23 protein-coding genes are annotated in these 19811 nt (G+C 67.0%); 5 read left to right on the top strand and 18 right to left on the bottom strand.

Annotated elements, in window-relative coordinates:
- Nucleotides 1-398: 398 nt before the first annotated feature.
- The 4 genes from MUU72_RS35740 to MUU72_RS29685 form a co-directional block, all read right to left on the bottom strand.
- Entirely contained in the window at nt 399-1403 is a 1005-nt protein-coding gene (locus MUU72_RS35740; RefSeq protein WP_248016508.1) for a CPBP family glutamic-type intramembrane protease, read from the bottom strand.
- Nucleotides 1400-1600 (bottom strand): DUF5999 family protein, encoded by a 201-nt coding sequence (locus tag MUU72_RS29695; protein ID WP_248016507.1) that lies wholly within the window; start codon nt 1598-1600, stop codon nt 1400-1402. The genes MUU72_RS35740 and MUU72_RS29695 overlap by 4 nt, the downstream gene beginning before the upstream one ends.
- Nucleotides 1601-1964: 364 nt before the next feature.
- Complete coding sequence (locus MUU72_RS29690) at nt 1965-2564, bottom strand: class I SAM-dependent methyltransferase (protein ID WP_248016506.1); 600 nt, start codon at nt 2562-2564, stop codon at nt 1965-1967.
- Nucleotides 2565-3098: 534 nt separating this feature from the next.
- Nucleotides 3099-3401, bottom strand: a complete 303-nt coding sequence (locus MUU72_RS29685) for a hypothetical protein (RefSeq protein ID WP_248016505.1) — start codon at nt 3399-3401, stop codon at nt 3099-3101.
- Nucleotides 3402-4069: 668 nt separating this feature from the next.
- On the opposite strand from MUU72_RS29685, the gene MUU72_RS29680 reads away from it, so the two are divergent.
- On the top strand, nt 4070-4906 hold the full coding sequence (locus tag MUU72_RS29680) for a helix-turn-helix domain-containing protein (protein WP_248016504.1): 837 nt from the start codon (nt 4070-4072) through the stop codon (nt 4904-4906).
- Nucleotides 4804-5109, top strand: coding sequence for a DUF397 domain-containing protein (locus MUU72_RS35735; RefSeq protein WP_308403892.1), 306 nt, complete (start codon nt 4804-4806; stop codon nt 5107-5109). Before MUU72_RS29680 ends, MUU72_RS35735 begins: the two co-directional genes overlap by 103 nt.
- A gap of 145 nt (nt 5110-5254) precedes the next feature.
- Here MUU72_RS35735 and MUU72_RS29670 read toward each other — a convergent pair whose 3' ends face one another.
- From MUU72_RS29670 to MUU72_RS29635, 8 genes are all read right to left on the bottom strand, one after another.
- Nucleotides 5255-6079 carry a hypothetical protein gene (locus tag MUU72_RS29670; RefSeq protein WP_248016503.1) on the bottom strand — a complete coding sequence of 275 codons (825 nt, stop codon included), beginning with the start codon at nt 6077-6079 and terminating at the stop codon, nt 5255-5257.
- A 6-nt stretch (nt 6080-6085) separates the two neighbouring features.
- Nucleotides 6086-6412, bottom strand: coding sequence for a hypothetical protein (locus MUU72_RS29665; RefSeq protein ID WP_248016502.1), 327 nt, complete (start codon nt 6410-6412; stop codon nt 6086-6088).
- Between the two features lie 65 nt (nt 6413-6477).
- Entirely contained in the window at nt 6478-6729 is a 252-nt protein-coding gene (locus MUU72_RS29660; RefSeq protein ID WP_248016501.1) for a hypothetical protein, read from the bottom strand.
- Entirely contained in the window at nt 6729-7784 is a 1056-nt protein-coding gene (locus tag MUU72_RS29655; protein WP_248016500.1) for a major capsid protein, read from the bottom strand. The genes MUU72_RS29660 and MUU72_RS29655 overlap by 1 nt, the downstream gene beginning before the upstream one ends.
- 12 nt (nt 7785-7796) lie before the next feature.
- A complete protein-coding gene (locus MUU72_RS29650; protein ID WP_248016499.1) occupies nt 7797-8216 on the bottom strand; it encodes a head decoration protein in 420 nt (139 codons plus the stop codon).
- A 149-nt stretch (nt 8217-8365) separates the two neighbouring features.
- A complete protein-coding gene (locus MUU72_RS29645) occupies nt 8366-9052 on the bottom strand; it encodes a hypothetical protein (RefSeq protein ID WP_248016498.1) in 687 nt (228 codons plus the stop codon).
- Nucleotides 9053-9192: 140 nt separating this feature from the next.
- Nucleotides 9193-10167, bottom strand: coding sequence for a hypothetical protein (locus tag MUU72_RS29640; RefSeq protein ID WP_248016497.1), 975 nt, complete (start codon nt 10165-10167; stop codon nt 9193-9195).
- A 51-nt stretch (nt 10168-10218) separates the two neighbouring features.
- Entirely contained in the window at nt 10219-12051 is a 1833-nt protein-coding gene (locus tag MUU72_RS29635; protein ID WP_248016496.1) for a hypothetical protein, read from the bottom strand.
- Nucleotides 12052-12286: 235 nt separating this feature from the next.
- Here MUU72_RS29635 and MUU72_RS29630 point away from each other — a divergent pair, with 235 nt between their 5' ends.
- Both MUU72_RS29630 and MUU72_RS29625 read left to right on the top strand, forming a co-directional pair.
- The gene (locus MUU72_RS29630) at nt 12287-13192 is read left to right on the top strand and encodes an SRA domain-containing endonuclease (protein ID WP_052718948.1); all 906 of its coding nucleotides are present in this window, start codon (nt 12287-12289) and stop codon (nt 13190-13192) included.
- A 125-nt stretch (nt 13193-13317) separates the two neighbouring features.
- Nucleotides 13318-13494, top strand: coding sequence for a hypothetical protein (locus MUU72_RS29625; RefSeq protein WP_248016495.1), 177 nt, complete (start codon nt 13318-13320; stop codon nt 13492-13494).
- A 78-nt stretch (nt 13495-13572) separates the two neighbouring features.
- Here the strand turns inward: MUU72_RS29625 and MUU72_RS29620 are convergent, their stop codons facing one another.
- From MUU72_RS29620 to MUU72_RS29610, 3 genes are all read right to left on the bottom strand, one after another.
- Nucleotides 13573-13953, bottom strand: coding sequence for a hypothetical protein (locus MUU72_RS29620; protein ID WP_248016494.1), 381 nt, complete (start codon nt 13951-13953; stop codon nt 13573-13575).
- A gap of 547 nt (nt 13954-14500) precedes the next feature.
- Nucleotides 14501-15907 carry a terminase large subunit domain-containing protein gene (locus MUU72_RS29615; protein ID WP_248016511.1) on the bottom strand — a complete coding sequence of 469 codons (1407 nt, stop codon included), beginning with the start codon at nt 15905-15907 and terminating at the stop codon, nt 14501-14503.
- A 128-nt stretch (nt 15908-16035) separates the two neighbouring features.
- Entirely contained in the window at nt 16036-16572 is a 537-nt protein-coding gene (locus MUU72_RS29610; RefSeq protein ID WP_248016493.1) for a hypothetical protein, read from the bottom strand.
- Nucleotides 16573-16954: 382 nt separating this feature from the next.
- Here MUU72_RS29610 and MUU72_RS29605 point away from each other — a divergent pair, with 382 nt between their 5' ends.
- On the top strand, nt 16955-17125 hold the full coding sequence (locus MUU72_RS29605; RefSeq protein ID WP_248016492.1) for a hypothetical protein: 171 nt from the start codon (nt 16955-16957) through the stop codon (nt 17123-17125).
- Between the two features lie 38 nt (nt 17126-17163).
- On the opposite strand, the gene MUU72_RS29600 is transcribed toward MUU72_RS29605, so the two are convergent.
- The 3 genes from MUU72_RS29600 to MUU72_RS29590 are packed head-to-tail and all read right to left on the bottom strand — an operon-like array spanning nt 17164 to nt 19796.
- Nucleotides 17164-17673: a hypothetical protein gene (locus MUU72_RS29600; RefSeq protein WP_248016491.1), complete on the bottom strand. Its 510-nt coding sequence runs from the start codon at nt 17671-17673 to the stop codon at nt 17164-17166.
- 21 nt (nt 17674-17694) lie between these two features.
- Nucleotides 17695-19140, bottom strand: a complete 1446-nt coding sequence (locus MUU72_RS29595; RefSeq protein ID WP_248016490.1) for a methyltransferase domain-containing protein — start codon at nt 19138-19140, stop codon at nt 17695-17697.
- Complete coding sequence (locus MUU72_RS29590) at nt 19137-19796, bottom strand: ParB/RepB/Spo0J family partition protein (RefSeq protein ID WP_248016489.1); 660 nt, start codon at nt 19794-19796, stop codon at nt 19137-19139. Before MUU72_RS29590 ends, MUU72_RS29595 begins: the two co-directional genes overlap by 4 nt.
- Between the last annotated feature and the right edge of the window lie 15 nt (nt 19797-19811).

The raw sequence follows: 19811 nt of genomic DNA, 5'->3' as shown, positions 1-19811 counted from the left end.
CGCCCCCCCCCCCCCCCCCCCCCACGGCCCACCCACCACAAGAAGGGGACAAAGCCCCGCCGAACTGCGCTTTCGCCCGGCTGAACGCCCTGTGCTTGAGGAAGCCCTTCACTGTATGAATTGCCTCAAACGCCCCTCAAGGGCTCGCGCCCGAACAACCGGCACCAGATAAACGACAAGATGAGAGCGAGTCCCTGAACCGTCGGGCAGGTCCTAGTCAAAGATCGTATGGAAGAGCCACATAAGGCCGACCCACCCGCCAATCAGGAGGGCAAGTGCTATCAGAATTATGAGCAGCGCGACTACCGGGATCGGCGGCCCTGGTTCTGGCGGGTCGAGTGGCGGGTGCCCTTGGGCGTGCGCGGAGCGCAGACAGTCTGGACAGTTTGGGTGGTAGCTCACGGCTGTGACGTCACCCCCTCCCGGGCAGCTGGTGGTGCGCATCCTGCGCGCTTTACCCACCGGTCGATCAGGGTCGCCAAGAGCACGAGGAGCACGGCACTGAGGAACCGGTAGACCACCGGAAGTGTCTGATTCACGACCGCGAAGAGGTCGAGGGCGATATGGCCGACGATCATAGGAGCCAGGCGGCCATACCGTCGGTAGAGCCAAACACGCCTGCAGGCGTAAAGGGTCATGCCAATGGCCGAGATGCCGAAGTAGGCGTGCGCCGCCACTTCCAGCCCGCAGACCACGACGTAGATCAACCACGGCGGCCGCCGTGCTGCGGTAAGCAGCGCGGTGACTGCCGCCACCATCACGACGTCCTCGATGGCCGCCGCCCAGAGGACGGCGACGACCAGGTCGAGTGGGCTGCTGATGCCGAGGGCGGCGAGTTGTTGATCCATCACCGGTACGCCGGCGAAGCTCAGTATCTTGCCGAGGAGAACCGACGCACCCCCGCCGAGCCCGCAGGCCCAGAAGGTCTGCTCGGTGATCGCCCAGCCCTCCGCACGTGCCGACGGCCCAGCCGACGCCTCGCGCCGGTCCAGGACCAGGCCCCGCGCCCGGCACTCTTCCACTGCCAGCCACGCCACAGCGCATCCGAAGACGAGCGGGGCCACCCCTTGGAGGCCGGCGGCAGGCATCGCCGTGTAGATCGCGGCCGCCCCCGTGCCGACGGCGGCGCCGCGGAAGAGCAGTCGCCGCACGGGCGTGCACCGATCGCGACCAGTCCTGCCGATCACATTCAGCGACAACCAGAAGAACAGGGACGTGGCGGCCACCAGCTGTCCGACCTGAGTCAGGTGAAAGGCTCGGGGCGGCCAGTGCACTCCGTAGAGTGCGCCGAACCGGAGTAACCCGCTGGCCAGCGGCGCAAAACTCGCGATGGCTACGAGCACTCCGAGCCGCAGCACGAGGCGGTACGGCTTGTCGTGAGCAGATATCTCGGGCGGGGTCACGCCGTGGCCATCGCGGAAGCGCCGGGACGATGAGGACCTATGACCTGCCCGTCGGGCAGCAGCTCACCGGTGTCCTCGAAGAGCAGGACGCCATTGCACAGCAGGCTCCAGCCCTGCTCAGGGTAGTGCGCCACCAGCTGGGCGGCTTCGCGGTCAGTGGATTCAGCTGACGGGCATGAAGGTTGATGCTGACACATGGGAAGTCCTAAGAGAGGCAGCGGGAGATAGGGCGGGTGTTCCGGGGCCGCCGCCCTGCCGGGGGGGGGGAGGACGGCGGCATAGGCACGGTGCTGGTCATACAGATCCCGTGCCGGTCTTCCGAATGCGGACCCTCAGCCCAGGTCCATGGGGAGGGGGGCGAGTCGCTCGGCGGCTACGTTTCGTAGGTCTCGCCGCGGTCCTCGCCCTCAGCAGACTGCCGTGGAAATGCAACGCTCTGCCGCAGTTCACGCACCTGATCGCTCGCCTCCTTTCGTGTCCTGCCAGATAGCCGGAAGGCTCCTGCTCGGTGCGGGTAGAGCCTGACGGGGCACACACCCGACAGGGCCCAAGGGCGGCTGGTCAGCCACGCTGAGGGGCGGGCGAACGCAGGATGATCCGGGCCAGCTCGGCGGTGTCCTGCCGGGTGACTGTCCAGCCGTCGCACAGTGCGTCGATGTGGGCAGGGGTCATCTGGCCAGGTTGGAGCTGGGGCCCGCCTCCGAGCGGAATGACCAGGTAGACGAAGCCGGTGGGCGTGAGCCAGAGGTCACGTATTTGTTGGAGCCATTCGCCAGGTTGGGCGAGGAAGGGCAGCACAGCGCGAGCGACGACCACATCGACACCGTGAAGCGGAAAGGCACTCGTCGCGCCGTTCTCCAGGTCTGCGTACTCGTACTTGAGATGAGGTCCATACCCCCCGGCACACGCCAGTTGCAGCGCCGACAGGGAGCGGTCGATCCCCGTGACGTGGTACCCGAGGCTGCGCAGGCGCCGAGCAAAGCCGCCAGTCCCGCAACCGGCATCAACAGCAATCGAACCAATGGCCCGGCCCCACACATGGCGCACGAAGAAGCGCATCTCTTGCACGCTGATCGCGTACGAGCTCCGTTCTTCGATGGCGGCTGCCCTGGGCTGCTGATGGGCGGCCTTCGAGCATGGCGGCTCGTCGCTGATGAACACGGTCGTCCTTCTTGGTGTCGGTCATGACGGTGAGGAAGCGAGCGAACCCCGGCCAGCCAACCCGCTTCAGACCAGGTCGTGGCGGACCGCGCCGACGGGGTGGGTGCTGAGGGGAGGAATGCCGGGGCTGCCCCCTCCGAGACGGGCGAGAGGGCGCCCGCCAGGAGGCGAGCTGGGCCGGCCGCTGCTGCACCCTCAGCGGCAGCAGCGGCCGGAGCGTGTCTGACTGACCAGGACAGAACACGCCACTCGCGGGCACCAGGGGTGAACAGCGAGCCCAGCGAGACCACCTCACCATGCGAGGGAAACGACATGAGGTGGCCGGTTCGAGAACGCCGCTAGCGGCGGAGCGAGAGGTAGACCCGGATCGCCCAAAACCCCACCGCGCCGGTGAAGAGACTGATGAATGCCGTCTGCCAGGGGCCGAACCCCGAGCGATCGAGGGCCCGAAGGGGGTGCCGCAGCGCCCACCTCAGACGAGGGAAAGGGGTGTTGCCCTGGAACATGGCTCTCCAAGAGAGATTCAACTAGCGGTTAGTTGAGCGCGAGGGGCACCAGACGGGGATCGTGCGCGACTGACAGCGACGGCTGCTCGACGATCCGGTAGGCCAACCACGCCCACCCGCCGGATGCGGATTGCAGGTAGTACGCGTAGCTACCAGAGCGCAGTTCGCGAACGGCACACCCGGCAGCCACCAGGTCGTTCAGCCACGCCGCGGCCGCCGCCCGCGCCGGGCCGTCCAGATCGGCTACCAAGCTGTCTGTCGTCGTCCGAACTTCACGACGGATCCAGGTGATGGCACGGCCCGGATACAAGGTGACAAAGTCAGAAGCCATTGCCACGCGGTCGTCACCAGGCCCGAGCCACACCCTGCAGCACCTGTAGTGCAAGCGTGAACTCACGGCGGCGGCCCCAGAGGCCAGTGCGTGAGGCGACACACCGTCGCGAACAGCGCCTCGGGGTCGACGAGTTGATGAGCCACATCCGGACGCGAAACCCAACGCACGCGAACCGCTGCGCCATCTTCCAAGGCAGGGATCGCGACGTACTCGCGGCGGCGGGCGCCATGGGCGTACACCCCCGGCGGCCATCGCCTCGACTCCGCGGTGCCAGGCGGGACAAGAAAGAATGCGTCTTGCGCCGACGACGTCACACGGACGAGGATCGGTCCCGCGCCTCCTTCTCCAGCCCCCGCTATCAGTTCCTCAGCGACCTCCGCTCCCCTGGCTCCAGGGATGCGGACGACGTCGAAGTGATGGCCGGTCCCGTAGGACACGTGCGCGGCCTCCGGGACCCACGACGGCCTGAAGGGTGGGACAGCAGGAGCCGTCAACTCGCCGTGCAGCCCGCGCGGTTCACGCGTCGGTGATTCGCTGGTCATGCAACCGAGAATCGCGGCTCCACGGTACGTTGGCACCCACCACCACCCACCAACTTCGCTTTTGGTGGTCCGGGTTGGTTGCTTGGGAGCTCATGTGTGGTCATGTGAGGTGAGCGAAAGACTGTGCGACACGACAGCGCAACTAACACGTACGTCAGAGATGCCCCCCTGTCGTGGAGGATGATCGGTGCCCAGCAGCGCGCGCTGCGGGAGAAGAAGAAGATGAAGCAGGAGGAGTTGGCGGCTCGTGCGGGGTACTCGACGGGCCACGTGAGGGAAGTCGAGACCGGAAAGCGGAAGCCCACCCTGGCATACGTCGAGGCTATCGACCGTGCGCTGGAGGCCAGTGGCGTTCTCCTCACCGTCGCGGAGGAATTCCTCGAGACCCGACGACACCCAGAATGGTTCGAGGAGTACGCGCTCACCGAAGCCAAGGCTCGTCGGCTCTATAGCTACTCTGCCCTCACGATCGACGGGCTCCTGCAGACCGAGGACCACGCACGCGCCGTCCTGAGCACGAACGTGCCCACGCTCGACGAGGAGCGGGTAGAAGAGCTCGTCTCGGCGAGGCTCGATCGACAGAAACTGCTGACCCGGACGCCACAACCCACCTTGGGATTCGTCTTGGAAGAGGTGACTCTGGAACGCCCTATCGGCGGGCCCGAAGTCCACAAGAGGCAGCTCGAACATCTCGCTTCATGCGCCCAATTGCGGAACGTCTCAATACAGGTAATGGAAACCAACGTCACGACCCACGTCGGCCTCGACGGGCCCATGATGCTCCTGGAGACCCCGGAGGGCACCACGCTGGGCTACGTCGAGGTACAAGGCGTCAACCGCCTGCTGACGGACCCAGTATGGGTGGGCGACCTGGAGCAACGGTATGGGATCATCCGGTCTCAGGCACTGAGCCCGGATCGATCACTGGAACTCATCAGAGCAAAGGCAGCAGACCTATGACCGAGCACCCGATGCTCAAGACCGAACCGGTATGGCGCAAGTCGAGCTACAGCGGAAACCAAGGCGGAGCCTGCATCGAGGTCGCAGCGGATCACGGGGCCGTGCGCATCCGTGACTCAAAGCACCCCTCCGGCCCCCAGCTGGCCACCTCGGTCCGCACTTGGGCAACCTTCGTCTCTTACGCGGCGAAGCACACTGTCTGATCGACTCGCCAAGGAGCCCCCAGCCAGACAAGGTGGCTGGGGGCTCAGCTCTGCCTACAATAGCGAGGGACCCGGCCGAGCGCCGCAGAACCTGGCAACTGAAGTGCCTATCAACTACTGGCCGGACTGGGGCAGCTATCGGGACTTACCGTTCGGCAAGAGCAGCGGAGTCCGGCGCCGGCCCGAAACTCCGACGACAGCGTGGATGGCTGATCGGCCATTCTGCCGCCTCCTCCACACTCCGCACAGTCCGGTTGGCCTTGTCTGGGTCCTGGTGAGATGCCCATCCACAGTCGAGCCCGTCGAAGACTTCGACGGTTGCGACTCCAGCCTGTCTCGTCCGGTTGAGGGTGCCGGCGTTGTAGGCGACGGCCGACTTCGCGAGCGTGGCGGACTCGGCCCACGCGCGCACCGGGACACGCGCTCCGTTGCGGTAAATGACGTGCATCAACTTGTGCTTGGCGGCCAGTCGGTCAGCGAGGTTCTTCGCCGCCTGCTTCGCGGTCATGTTCCCCGCAGCTAGAAGGGGCACCTCCCGCCGCGCGGCCTCGCGGGCGGCCCGGTAGAACTGGGTGGCCATCCGCTCGGCCTCCTGCGAACGGCGCAGGAAGTCGGCGTAGGAGTCGGCGGCGAGCGACTGGAGCGCGTCTCGGTGGAACGTCGTCCAGGTGAAGGTCACGCCCAGAGCCTCCGCCGCCTTCTGCCCGCCCTCCTCGTACAGGTGCGGGAGCTGCCGTTGCACGAACTGCTGGGCTTCCCGGTCCACTCGCCGGCGGAAGTCGCCGATGGCCTGCTTGAACTCCTCCAGGGTCGCCACGGTGTAGGGCGCGCGCGGGTGCTCCGCGAACCTGATGATCACCTCCCGCTGCTTGCTGGCGAGGCGTCGCCAGGCTTCTTCTAGTACGGCCGCGACGCGGCGCGCGACCTCGTCGGGGTCTCCGGGCACCAACGGCGGCCACTCGTAGCGCATGGTCGCCTACCTGGTGCGCCGCGTCGGCAGGAGCGGCGCGGTGACCAGGTCGGCGCTCGCTTCCCCCGGCGTCGGATCGTCGGGGGCGACGAGGTCCGGGAGGCTGGCGATCTGGCGTTCCAGCCCAGCGAGGTTGTTGCTCTGGTCGATGGTGACCACGCCGTCGACCGTCATGCGCAGCGGCTCGGCGAGGAGCGCGGCGCGGCGCTCGGCGAGGACTTCCGCGGCGACGTCGCGCGCCCGGCCAAGGCGTGTGTAGCGGGCGGTGAGGCCCTGTTCATCGGTGGCGGGGCCAAGCTGCGCCCGCAGCCAGGCGAGGAGTATCGGATCCATGGGTGCTCCTGGATAACCGTGGTCCGCCCCCGCGGGTGAGGGGGCGGGCCGGGATGGTCCGGGGCTTACTCGTCGGTCTCGGTGGGCTTCCTGCGCCGCTTGGGCGCCGACTGCGCCACCTCGGGCGAAGCGACAGCACCAGGCTCGGGGCCCGGCTCCGGCCCATCTTCGAGGTCGGAGGCTTCGTCCTCCCAGGCATGCGGGTTGGTGATCTCGGCGGCCAGGTCCTCGTCGGGCTCGTCGCCCGGCTCCAGCACTACCCACTCGCGCGAGATGGGGTGCTGGACGTGCACCGCGGTGGCGAGTCGGCGTCCCATCAGATCACCTTCGCCACGATGTGAGCGTCCGGCGTGTGCAGCACCGGCATCCCGACCGCCGCGCCCTTGGTCCAGATCTGCACCGGGTCATCCTGAGCACCGCGGGTGATGATGATGCCCGGCCGGTCCTCCTTGGTGATTTCGGGATTCGTGCCCCGCGACAGGGCCAACCCCTCGGCGGTCACACCGAAGATCGTCTGCCCCCACTTCGTTCGGTCCGGGGGAAGCATGATCCACCGGTCCTCCGGGAGCACCTTGGTCTGCACCCCATCGACGCGCACCTGCCCCTTGTAGAAGGTGATCGGCGGCAGGCCATAGTTGTCGCGGACCACGTTGATCTGCTGCGGGGTGAGCGTGGCCGTCGGAGTGTTCGAGGGGTTCACCGATCCGTAGTAGGCGGCCCTGTAGCTGTTGTTGGCGGCCAGGAACGAGAACGCCTTACGGCTGGTGACCACCATGTCGGGGAAGGGGGCTCCACGGTCATCGAGGTACTGGATCCACGCCAGCTCGTCCTTGATCGGGTCGGAGGTGGGGTCCGACCACAGCTTGGGCGCGGTCGGCAGATTGCCCGCCGGCACCCCCCAGTCGACCTCGATCGTCAGGCCGTTCTCCGCGTTGAGCGAGAACTTGCCGTCCACCAGGACGTCGCCCCAGGCAAGTTCGACACGGGAGCGGATCGCCTCGACATGCCGCTCGGTGTCGTCGTACAGCAGCTCGACCAGCCGGTCCTCGTCCGCGCCGCGGGACGCCTCCAGCAGGATCTGCTCCTGCTCGCCGACGAGCAGCTTCTGTCCGAGCGGCGGCAGCATGCCCTCGCGGGTGGTCTGCCACGCCTCGCGGGACGCGAACGGCACGCTGGCGTCGAAGGCCCGGTACTTGGCGACGTTGACGTACCGACCGTTGTCCTTGACCCGCCACTTCACCTCGTCCTGCTCCAGCGTCGGGATGATCCCACCGTCCTGGGTGAGCAGGTGGTCCTTCTGCGAGGGGATGGCACGAGCGAAGGTCGTCAGGTCGCGGGCGGCAACGTTCTTGATCAGGTCCTGAATGGTCATCGTCGGCTCCCCTCACACGTACCGGATCTGGGGGCCGGTCACCGACGGGGCGACCTTGCTGACGTCGATGCCGCCGGGCACCTTCGCGGCGACGACCACGCCATGCCACAGCAGCGCGGCAGGGACCTTCGTCGCGGTCGGCGCGAACAGCGCCTCGGCGAAGACGTGGCCGGCGAGGTTCTGTCGACCGTCGGTCGCGGCCGGGTCGAACGCCCCGTAGAGGCCACTCGCGGTGATCTTGCCGACGGCCACGCCGGACAGGACTCGGCTGTACGGCTGGGTGGTGTCGGCCGACGCGGCGGTGTGCGTACCCGCAGTCAGCTTCGAAATGTCGAGCGTGATGGTCTCGACGGAGTCAGTGCCGTGCAGCGCGCCGAGCCAGGCTCGGTCGGCGGTGTACGACGTCGACGTGGTGATGGGCTGGAGTGTCACAGCCGTCCTCCCGTGGACGTGAAGCGAATCGAGTTCGCGCGCTCACCGGGTAGTGGCGCCGTCCACGGGAGGTGTGAGGGGCGTGGTCCCCATGTCCGGCTTCCCGCCGGTGGGGTCATGGAATGCGAGCCATGACGTTGATGAGCTGGTCAGCCGGTGACGTAGCCCCTGCGTCGTGCCATTTCGAGTCCTGCCGCGCCGGGCTTGGGCGGTACTCCGCCACGCGACGGCGGCCCGCCGGCGGGAGATCCACCAGGGGCGGGCGGCGTTGTCTCGTGGTGCTGCCCGAACAGCTCGGGTCGCCGCTGCTGTAGCTGCTGGGCCGCTGCGGCAACAACTTCCTCGTCGGCGTCAGGCTGGTCGTCCAAGGCACGATCGATGAGGAGCACCGCGTCATCAAGGTCGTCTCCGGCCGCACCGAGCCCTGCGAGGGCGGAGCGCCGGATAGCGGCACGCTCAGTGCGCACGGCCTGCGCCTCGCGAGCCTCGGCGGCCCGCAGTTTCTCCTCGGCTGCCTGCTCACGGCGCTCGATCTCCGTCAGTGCGGCTTGGTCGGCGTCGCGCTTAGCGGTGATGAACTCGGCTAGCGCCTCGGAGCTGTCGAAGCCGAGTGCCCCGAGCAACTTCTTGACGGCGGCACGTCCACCCTGGGTCTTTTCGCGGGCCAGCAGCCGCGACAGATCCTCCTGCGAGACGGCACCGCCCGGTTCCCCACCATCGCCTTCGGGCTTGTTGGAGTCATCCTCCGGGGAAGCTCCGAGTATCGGGTAGATCGGCCGCCCGTCGCGGCGGTGCGCGAGCGGCACAAGTGGGTTAGGGAGCGAAGGGCGCGTCATGCGTGAACCATCCACAGGTCTCCAGCGCCCCCGCACCGATGATCAGTCTAGCGATCTGCTGGACGGGGCTGTTTCCTGATGCACTCGGCAGCGCACGTCGGGCGAAGCCCGTGATATCGGGCTCGAGCGGATGGTGCCAATCACGCTTCCGGAAGAGGAGTAATGGCATGCACGATTGTGGCAGCGTGATCACAAGCGGCCTTGACTTCGGCCCATGTGGGCCGCACCCCCGCATGCGCAGCCCGATTCCTGACGTTGGCGAGTTGCGCGCCAAGCTTGTTCCTGGACACACCTGGATCCGCGCCCAGCTCCGTACAAAGGCTGTGCAGATTCATCAGTCCATTAACACCCTTGATCACCTCATCGATGAATGACGCACCTATGCCCCTGGAGGTGAGTTCGCGAGTGATGTAGCCGCCCATCGCCACCTCGACGGCCGTGGCCGCATCAACAACTGCTTTGCGGGGCATGGCCCCAATCTTCGCCTCCACAGCTTCGAGCAGCGTGCGGTGCTCAGGCGGGAGCAACTCCCCAGCAGACGCCCGTCGCATCGCACCCGCAACTTGATCTCGATTGAGGGGCCTTGGCCAGACATACACTCCACGTTCCCTCGGCCCGTTGCTAATTACCTCCCCTTGATCGTCCACGACGTGAACAGCGGAAGGCCGGTACGGGTCGAAGTCCTGCATCGGCTCACCACTCCACGCACAGGCCCATTCCTGGAAGATGCGGAACCACGTGAAGAACTTGTTACCGAGATCACGGACAGGTTCGTCCAGCACGTCCTGTTCATGTTCGAGGATCGGCGAGATGGCTACTGCCTCGACATAGCAGATGCGTTGCGTGCTGCGATACCCCCACGCATCCGTGGAGGTGCGCAGCAGGGCCTTGGGCAGCGCCTCGCCGGTCACGTCAGGCGGAGCGATGAGTCGGTCCAGCCGCCCAAGGCGGTCAGGGGGTGGGGTGAACTGGGCTTCACCTTCGAGGACGGGAAGAGTAACCGTGACTTGGTGTCTTCCGATCGTCACGTCAAAGGCAAGACCCAGCACCTCCACATCAACGGGTACAGGGCGCGGGAACTGAGCTATGCCGGGGTGCCGGTGGTGGGACGACATACGCTCGATTATCCGATGCACAGCACCGCCAGGCGCGGCGTTTCCCTCCACTCACTCACCACGTGCTGCGTCTGGAATCATGGGCGTGCTCGGCAGCTCCGGGGCGGGCTCGGGCAGCCCCAGGTATTCACGAACAGCGGCATTGTCTCCGGTGGCGTCGGCGAGTCGCGCAGCAGCATCGAAGGCGCGGGCCTGGATCCGCTCGATCTCCGCCTGAGCGTCATCGATGGGATACCCAGCATCGATCAGCATTCGGACGCCGGTCTCGACGGACAGCACACCGGCGCCCACGCCCTTGACCACCTCGTCGAGAACGGCAGCACGGTCGGTGGGGGTGTGCGGCCCCCACATCAAGCGGGCGGGCAGAGACTCCCCCGCGGGCCAGCCCTCGGCCTGCCCGGCCTGGTGGAGTCGCTGCACCATACGCAGCAGGACGGCGTACTTGTGGGTCCGGGCCAGGCGCATGGCGGCCACCAGGGAGTCCAGCGGGCCCAGGGCCAGCTGCAGGGCGTAGCCCGAGGGCAGGGCGGTGGGGTCAAGGGTGCCCAGGCCAGCAGCCGTGAGGCGGGAGTTCGCGGCGATGCGGTCGAGGATGTGGTCGACGCGGGCTCGTAGCTCGGCGAGCTGGGCGGAGGTGTCCAGGACGTCCATGCGCCCGTTGTCGTTGAGCTGCCACACCGTCCCGGCCCGTACCTTGACCGGGAGGGGCTGGCCGGTGGCACGGTCGATAGGCAGTCGGGCACCGGCCAGGCCGATGATCGGCGAGCCGGTGGTGGCCGACGCTCCGGAGCTGTCAGTGTCAGTGGCGGCCAGCTCGTCGAGGGCCTGGAGGACGGTGGCGACGGTCGGCTTCCCCCAATGCTCACCGCTGGCTGGTATGGAGTTGGTGACGTGAACGAGGGGGATGAAGTCCACCATCAGGTCAAGCCTGTCGAGGAGTTCGCCGTCCGACCGAATCCGATAGGTGGCCTTGTGCATCGGCAGGTCGTAGAGGAGGTCGGCGTACTTGAGGTCGTCCAACTCCCATTCGGCGTCGGTGAGGTAGCACGTCCACGGGGTCGGACGTCCCGGAGCCCACGGGTAAGTGCGGGTGATCACGCCGGCGTCGCCGCTGAGAGAGTCGCCCTTGCTAAGGACTGGCTCGCCGTCATCGGCGTAGATGTACTCGCGCACGGGATTGCCGTTCTTCCCGGTGCCGCGTCGACTGGCGGGAGCGATCGGCCCCAGTTCGTAGGTGATGCGGCGGAGCCTGGCTTTCAGCCCGCGCCGCTTGTCCTCCGGCAGCTCCCAGGCCAGATGGACACGCATGGGAAACTCGGCGCCATCCTGCTCCCCGTCCTCCGGCCACTCCGGGAAGTACAGGCCCGGATCCCACGTGCGCAACAGGGCGCGGCCCTTCGCCGGGTCCCAGGCGAGACTGTAGACCGCGTCGCCCAGCAGGATCGCGGTCCGCTCCGCCTGCTGGATGCGCAGAGGCAGCAGTTCCTTCTCCGCCCACGCCCTCAGCTTGTCCTGGACCGCCAGCGCCATGGCAGCTTCGTCGGTTGGCTCGTCGTCGGCGTGCTCCGCTCCCGCCACCGTGATCGTCTGCTCGGAGCCGAGGAGGTAGCCGAGCGCGGTATCCACGAGCTTCGAGGCATCGCCGAGTTCGCGCCGCTCGGTTCCGGCTTCGTCGTCCCCGGTGATCGCAGCTACCTGGCCGGCCTGGTTGGAGTCGTACGCGGCCAGCAGACGGTAGGCGGCGAGGCGCCGCAGGTCCTCGTCGGGCACCCACGAGGAAGTCAGCTCCGCCCAGGCGTTCCGGCCCGGTCGGCGCGGGTCAGCCATGACTGGCTTGTAGTCCAGCCAGCTCCAGACGTCGGTGATCAGCTCGCGCAGGCCCACAGTGCCCCTCCAGGCAGTCGGCCCCGCGCCGCAGGCAACACCCTACGTGCCCGATGCCCACCCCCAAGGCCGCACATAACGACTCGATAACATCGAGGGCGGGTGCACAGGATCTTTCGCGGGGCTTTCGACGCATAAGCGCAGTTCAAGTAACCGCGTTCTTCAGGTGATGACCCGAGGTCACCCTCTTTCATCACGGTGACTGCGCTAGCCTTCATGGCACGGGAGGTGGACGGTGACCAAGGATGAGCTGAAGGTAGGCGAGGTAGTAGCGCGGCGCGATCTGCACGCGCGCTTCGGCGGTACCCCTCAAGGCGGCATCTCACCGTCAACCCAGTCTCAGATGGTGATGGTCTTCGTCACCGAGCGACCAAGCCCGAATGACATCACGGGGTGGGGGGAGGACGGAACCTTCCACTTCTCGGGCGCCGGCATGCACGGCGACCAGGAGATGACACGGGGGAACCTGGCACTGCTGCGCCATAAGGAGCAGGGCCGCGCGGTGCACCTGTTCCACCAGCTCCGCAGGCATTCAGACGAACCAGGCCGGTTCTATCGCCACCTGGGCCGCTTCGAGGTCGACTCTGAGCAGCCGTACTACATCGCGGACGCACCGGACGCGAACGGCGACCTCCGGACCGTGATCGTCTTCCGGCTACGGCCGGTAGGAGCTACCGTCCCCGAGGGCCCCCGCTTGCCGGTCACTCCGTTGACTGAAACACGCATCACCAAGGCACCCGAGATCACCGTTGCCCGTGTCCGCCGTCAGCCTCAGGAATCCCCGACCGACATCCTCCGACGCTTGACCGGGGACTACGCGAACCACCTGCACGGTCTCGGACGCGAGGTCGTCAGCGCACAGGTACGGGTGAAGGGCGAAACCAGAATTGCCCGCGTCGATCTTCTGGACGCCACCGAGAACAGACTCATCGAGGTGAAACACAACACCACCCGGCAGTCAGTTCGAAGTGCGATCGGCACCCTCATGGACTACCGCCGCTTCTTCCACCCGACCCCCACCCTCACGCTGCTCGTGCCCGCAGCTCCGAGAGAGGACCTGCTCGACCTCTGCGCGTCCCTGTGCATCGAGGTCGTATGGCCGAACTATGGGGGTGAAGGCTTCACGTCGACCCATGACTAACGGCTGAGGCAGTACGCGCACTGCAATGCGCCGCCGCCCCAGCCGTCGTCTGGTTACCACAGGGGTCCTAGTCGCTGTGAGTAACCGTGTGCCCTTGTCCAGCAAAGAACAGGAGCTACTCCATTATGTGCGAAAACAACGCCGTCCCCGAAGTCCGCAACGGCCACGACGCCACCGCGGCCCGAATCTACGGGCTCGCCCTGGTGGCCGGCGCGCTGCTGATCGTCTTCGGGGTCACCAGCCCGGTCGAAGCGTCGGGATTCGTGTCCCCGTTCCTGGTCATGTTCGAGCAGCGGCGATAGCTAGCCGGTGGCGGTCGCTCCAGGGGGACGACCGCCACCCTGCCCGAGGCAGATCACGCCGTCGGTTCACACCACGAACTACGGCCTCTTCCCGGCGACCTCAGCCACAGCCTCGTCATAGCCGGGCATGCCCGGCGCCGGGAATGAGGAGCACGCGGAGAGGAAGCCGACTCGGTCGCCTGCGCTCTGCTCGTGCTCACCGAGCTGATCCCATCGGTCGGCACACTCCTTCTCGCTCGGGCTGGAGTAGGAAGGTGCTGCACCGCTGGCGATCTTCTGGCGCTGCATGGCCAGCCCTTCGCGGCGCCCGAGCCGGTACGTCTCGCGTACTCGGTCAAGATGGGCGACGCGCTGCACCTCTTGGCTCGGCTTCTCAGCCTTGGACGAACAGCCCGTGAGGCACGCAGCGGCGATGGCTGCGGTGCACAGGACTGTGGCCCAACTCCCCCTGATCCCCATGTTCGGAGGCTAGCAGCGAGGCGGCACCCAGTAGTTGTCCACAGCACAAGGCTGATTAGCCGCAGAGTTCGCGAAAGCTGCCACCATACGCAGGTGCAGTGCGTAGGGTCGGCTTGCTACGGCTGTAGGTCACCCATCCCGCTCGCCCGTTCATGAGTTCGGGCATGTCCTCTATGCCTTAACGGTGAAGGGAGAGTGTGGTGGGAGAGCACGCCAAGCCGAAGCGGAGGCGGCTGGCTGGCCGCCGAGTCTGGTTACTCATCCAGATTGCGGTCTGGCTGAGCAGCCACTTCGGCGACCAGTAGCCGGGCTGGGCATCGGCCGTTCTCGACTGGCATCTTGGCGGCCGGTGCCCGCATCTCACGGGTGGTGCTTACTCCACAGGGGTTGCCCCCTGGTGGGGTAGCCCCTGCCGAGCATAGCCGGATGGCGCGTAAAACTTGCCTCCTGTGACGAACACCTACTCACGTGAGTACGTGGCCGTCCCGCTGCGCGGCTATGGGCCGTTTCTTCATGGGGCCGTTTTACTGCCAGCCGGCCAGCCGGTTCAGCGGCGCCCGTCGAAGCGGTCGTCGTCGATGTCGGATGGCAGGGTGTCCAGTTGATCCGGGTCAGCTAGTTCGGTCAGCCCATGCACCGCGGCGTCCATGCGGTCCGGGCTATCCATTCCCTCGACCCAGGTGACCATCTGGTCCTCCAGTTCGCTGTACTCGCCGACGTGGTGGACGAGCTGCTGTTCGTAAAGCTGTGCCACCGGTGCCGCGCGCAGGCGCTTGCCCACCTTGGCAGTGACTTCCAGGATCATCGGCATGAGCAGGCCATTGGTGACGCCTTCACGGCGTAACTGCTCCCATGCCTGCGTGACGATCTGGCGGGCCATGTCCCCGCCGTAGTTCTTCTCGACCACGATCGCGTCGGCCTTGAGTTCGAGCGCAAGGCGGCATGCGGCCAGGCCCCAGTCGTTCGCGCCCATGGAGCCGGACCGATCGGCGAGGACGTACAGCTGCCTATCGAAGGCCCGACCCACGCCGATGACGCCGGTCTCGTCGCCGACGGTGGACTCTCCGCCGGCGGGGTCGACGGCCACGACGATGCGCGCCATGTCGATGCCGGCGAACTGGACGGCGTTGATCCTGGCGGTGTCGATCCACTCGCGCTTCCAGACGCCTCCCTCCGGCGGACGCGGCTTCTGCATGTAGAGGGCGCCCCAGACTCGTTCGCCGACGCGCTTGCGGGTTCGGGCGTGGTGGGCTGCGTCGAACCGCTGAGGCCACAGCGGCTCGCCGGGTTCCCGGCCGAGCGGGTCGTCGGGGCTGTCGGCGAGGGCGGGGAGGTCGATGACGCGCCATGCGTCGCGCTCGGTGGCGAGGATGCGTCCGGCGAGGTCGTCTTCGTGCCAGCGGGTCTGGATCAGGCAGATGGCGCCGGTCGGTTCGAGTCGGGTCTGTATGACGGAGGTCCACCAGTCCCAGGCGCGCTTGCGCATGGTCGGAGAGTCCGCGTCGGCCATGTCCTTGACCGGGTCGTCCACGATGGCGATGTGGGCGCCGCGTCCGGTGAGGCCGCCTCCAATGCCGGCGGCGAGGAGTCCGCCTTCGCCGCCGACGATGTCGAAGCGGTTGGCGGCTTTGCTGCCGGGTGCGAGCTGGATGCCGAGGTCGTCGCCCCAGGTGTAGATGGCGTCCCTGATCCAGCGGCCGTGGTCGTCGGCCAGGTCGGCAGAGTAGCTGGCGATCATCATGCGGTGGCCGGGGTTGCGCCGGAGGTACCAGAGCGGTGCCCAGCGCGAGGCGCGTCGACTCTTGCCGTGCCGCGGCGGCATGGTGAGCATGACGCGGTCGGACCGGCCCTCGGCCATGTCGATGAAGGCGCTGTCGATCAGGTCCAGGTGCGGCGCCTGCATCTCCCGCCCGCCGGTGAGGACGGCGGCGAGGGCTCCGGGCGACCGGTCCATGGCCAACTGCCGTTCCGCGTGCGCTAGCTCGGCCCGCAGCGTTGGGGAGGCAGACCGCGCGATGGCACGGCGCTGGGCTGGGGGAAGCGCCTTGTAGTGGGCGATGACGCTCTCGTTGTCGCGGGGCCTCATTCGGCGTCCGGGTCGGTGAGAGCGATCAGGGCGTCGAGTTCGTCGACGGTGACGTTCTCGATCTGCATCGGTCCGCCGTCGGGGCCGGACAGCTCGGTCCGGACGGGCATATCGAGGCCGAGCAGGCGGGCACGCCGCTCCATGATCCGCAGGGTGCGGTCGATGGCCGCGAGGTCCTGGTCGCGGACCGCCTTCTTGTACGCCACGAAGAACAGCCGGTCGAGACGGTCGGCCTCCAGCGCGCGCAGCTCATCGACGTCGTCGTTCAGCTCGGCACGGCGGTCGGCGAGTGCGGTGCGGACATCGCGGCAGGCGGCATGAATCAGGGCCTCGTCGGTGGGCGGGTCCTGGTTCTTGCGGTACCGCTCGATGCCGTAGCCCTGGGGGTAGGCGATGCCGTCGGAGTTTGCGGTCGGATCGGCGGCGAGCTTGCGGGCGATCGTGAGCCAGTCCACGCCGGCGAGGCGTAGGTCGATGGCGTCCGAGCGACGGCGCGCGATGGCCGCGCGCGCGGCTTTGTCGGGGCGTCCCACGGCGGGGTCCTCCACAGCTCGGGTGAGCCCCCGCACCTGGCTCCATGATCGCACTTCCAGCGTTGTTCGCGGTCTATCGCGAAACCGGTCTGCGACGAGCCGTATTGGCTATGCTGTGCGGCATCGGGGGGAAAGCTGCCCCCAACCAACAGTTCTCGGGAGATCTGGAACCGACGTCCCAGATGAGCTAGGGGTTTCCCCTGCCGTTCTCCTATCGAGGGATGCCGAAAGGTAGCGGCCCGTCTCAGCTCGCGTTAGCAGCGCACCGACTGAGTTCTGAACGTCGGCAGGACCTCAGCCGACCTCACGCATTCGCGTGGTGGTCGAGCTGGGGTCTGCCTGCTGGCCCCGGTCGACCACCCTTCACAGAAGGATTTGAACGGTGGACTCCGCCATCCTTTGGCTTCTCGGCGCCGCGGGCGTCCTGTCGATCGCGCTGTTCGTGCTCAAGGGGCTCCTCGACCAGCTCCCTGACCTCGCCCAGTCGTGGCATCGGGCCAGGCACGCCTTCAGCAATGACGGGCGACCAGGCTCAGGCGGCGACGGGACATGACGCCGTACGGGCCGTCGGCGTGCCGGCGGCCCGCTGCCTCACATCAGCGCCATCTGTTCACCCTCGTCCGGCCGCTTGGGCGGGACGAATTCGGGTGGCGCTTCCGGCGCCTTGCGGTTTGCGCGCAGCCACCAGGCGAACTGCCAGTTGCGGCAAGTTCGGTAGCGGACCGAGTTCCGGCGCGGCTCGTCGGCGGGAATGCTGTGCTCGCCCCATCCAGTGATGGGGCGAGCGTTGGTGAGGTGTACGTGGAGCCCCGGCACCATGGCGGGGCCGTCCCACTCTTCCCCTGGAGCCCCCTCGAAGGCCAGGTGGGCGTTCTCTCTCCAGTTCCAGGGGTTGGGCAGTGCACACAGGTACCAGGCCAGCGGCGGGTTGTCCTGCGGGAGTTCAACGGTCTGGTGCCGGCGGCGGACATCCACCCGTGGACGGTCTGGCTGGCCGAAGCTGCGCAGACAGTGCTGGTCGAGAGCTACGTGCCGCACGCCGGCCAGCCACATGATGTGGTACCGACTTCGCGATTCAATTTGGACCTGTATTCGCTGCAACACGCACTCCCCAAACTCTTCTCAATGGGCGAGAGATTCATTTCTCTCTACTGTCAATTTTATCAAATTTCCCACCAATTCCAGATGCCTGTCATGACGGAAGCCATTCGGGTAAGGCATATTGAATTCCTCTTCGAATGCCTTCTCGTATTCCTCTTTGGGGAGCGCGATCGGGCGGCGGCATGTGGCCTTGAGGTTGGACCCGCTGAGGTCGCTGACCTGCACGTCCTTGAAGTACCGGCGGAGCAACGGCTCCAGCGTTTCGGGCGTGTGGAAGCGGAGCTTCTGCCACTTCCCCTTGACGAAGTTCATCTCCACGTTGTCTTCGTCGAGGAAGCTCATCTTCGTCGTCGCCGTCTGGGAGGTGACGCGTTTCGCCTGCTCGTCGCGCAGTTCGCGGGCCAGATTGCGCGTGCCGAGGCACACCACCCCGTCGGCGGCGCACAGGGCGTTGACGGTGGTCATCACCCAGTGCTGGTAGTCGAGCGAGGTGGTGGCGTTGATGACGGAGTCCAGGACCACGACGTCGTACAGCCCGTTGGCCTGGATGTCCTTGTCGATGTCGCGGATCATGCCGACGACGGCCCGGATGTCGACCGCGTACGAGCCGTCCCGGCAGCGGTAGGGCTCGTAGTCGTGGATGTTGAAGCCCTTGGCGCGCAGGTGCTTGGCGTAGTCGCCGTATCCGGCGCCGAAGTCGACCACGCGATGGGTGGGCTTGAGCCAAGGCGTGACGAGCTGGTCCCAGGTCTCGGAGCCGTAGGCGAGCTTGCCCGCCTTGGCCTTGGAGGAGAACTGGCGGAGCCGCTTGGGCTGGACGATGTGCTGGTTCCAGACGGGCGCCTTGCTCTCGATGGCGCTCCAGTCGTACACGCCGTACTCGCCAGTGAGGTCGGCGTGGAGCTGGGCGGCGTCGGCCGAGGCCACGGTCCAGGCGAGGAGGTCGAAGCGCGAGAAAGATGCGACGACGGCGTACTCGGCGTTGAGGACGATGCGGCCCTGGTCGTCGATGACGACGCTGCCCCAGGGGCCGTGGCCGGCGGTCATGTGGCCGATGGCGTTGACGAAGGAGAGGTTCTTGCGCTCGGCGACGCGGATGGACTGCCACGGAATCCAGGACCAGGCGCCGATCTCGCCGGGCTCGGCGTAGACGACGCTGGCCTCGGTCTCCACCCGGTTGTGCAGCAGGTTGAACTGGATCTCGTCCTGGAGGCGGACCTTCGTGCCGAGCATGACCGCGGGGGTGTGGGTCAGGCCGATGGCCTTGAGGCCCTTGGTCCTCTGGTGGCCTGCGACAAGCGTGCCGTCCGCGTTGAGGATGACCGGCTTGACGACTCCGTGACGGCGCAGCGATGCCTGGAGGCGGACGAAGGCCGTCTCGCTGAGGCGGCGCGGGTTGTAGTCGGCGGGGCGCAGTTGATCGAGCGGGTACGCCTCGTGGAAGGTGGTGGTGGGTGCCTTGCTCATACGATGTCGCCCTCCTGGTGGGCTTCCTGGAGGACGTGCCAGCCGAAGCCGAGGTCGCTGTTGGTGTCGTCGACGAACTTCGTGTAGATGGCGTTGAGGGCTTCGACTTCTTCGGAGGTGATCCGCACTCGCTTGGACTCCCACTGGAGGTAGCCCCACTGGAGGTAGTCGACCGTGGCGGCGGCTCCGGTGCCCGCGCCGTCCGAGGTCAGCTCCAGCGTTTCGGGGAGCGAGGTGTCGTCCAGGAGTCGGTCGACGCTCTCGCGGTCGTATCCCGTCCCCGCGAGGTCGGGGATCTCGGAGAGGACTTCGGCGAGCAGGGCGCTGTCGTAACCGGCAAGGTCGTTGGTCCGGTTGTCGACGATGACGATGCGGGCCGCTGCTTCGTCATCGACGTCGACCCAGGTGGCCGCGATCTGTTCCCAGCCGAGCTGCTGAGCGGCGGCGACGGTGTGGTTGCCTGCCAGGATCTCGTTCGGCCGCCCGGTGTGGGTGCCTTTGTTCACCACGACCGGCCGGTACTGGCCGTTGACCGTCAGCGACTCGGCGATGGATGGGATGTCGCCGCTACGGGGGTTGCGGTAGTACGGCGCCAGGTCCCCGATGGGGACGGCCAGCGGCAGGAGCTGTTCGGGGATGTTGGCGAGCGCGGTCACGGTCGTCCCTTGTGT

Origin of the sequence: Streptomyces rhizoryzae (assembly GCF_023155275.1) — a bacterium.
GTDB lineage: Bacteria > Actinomycetota > Actinomycetes > Streptomycetales > Streptomycetaceae > Streptomyces > Streptomyces rhizoryzae.
Note: the sequence above shows the minus strand (reverse complement) of the source record. Positions and strands in the feature narration are given on the sequence as shown.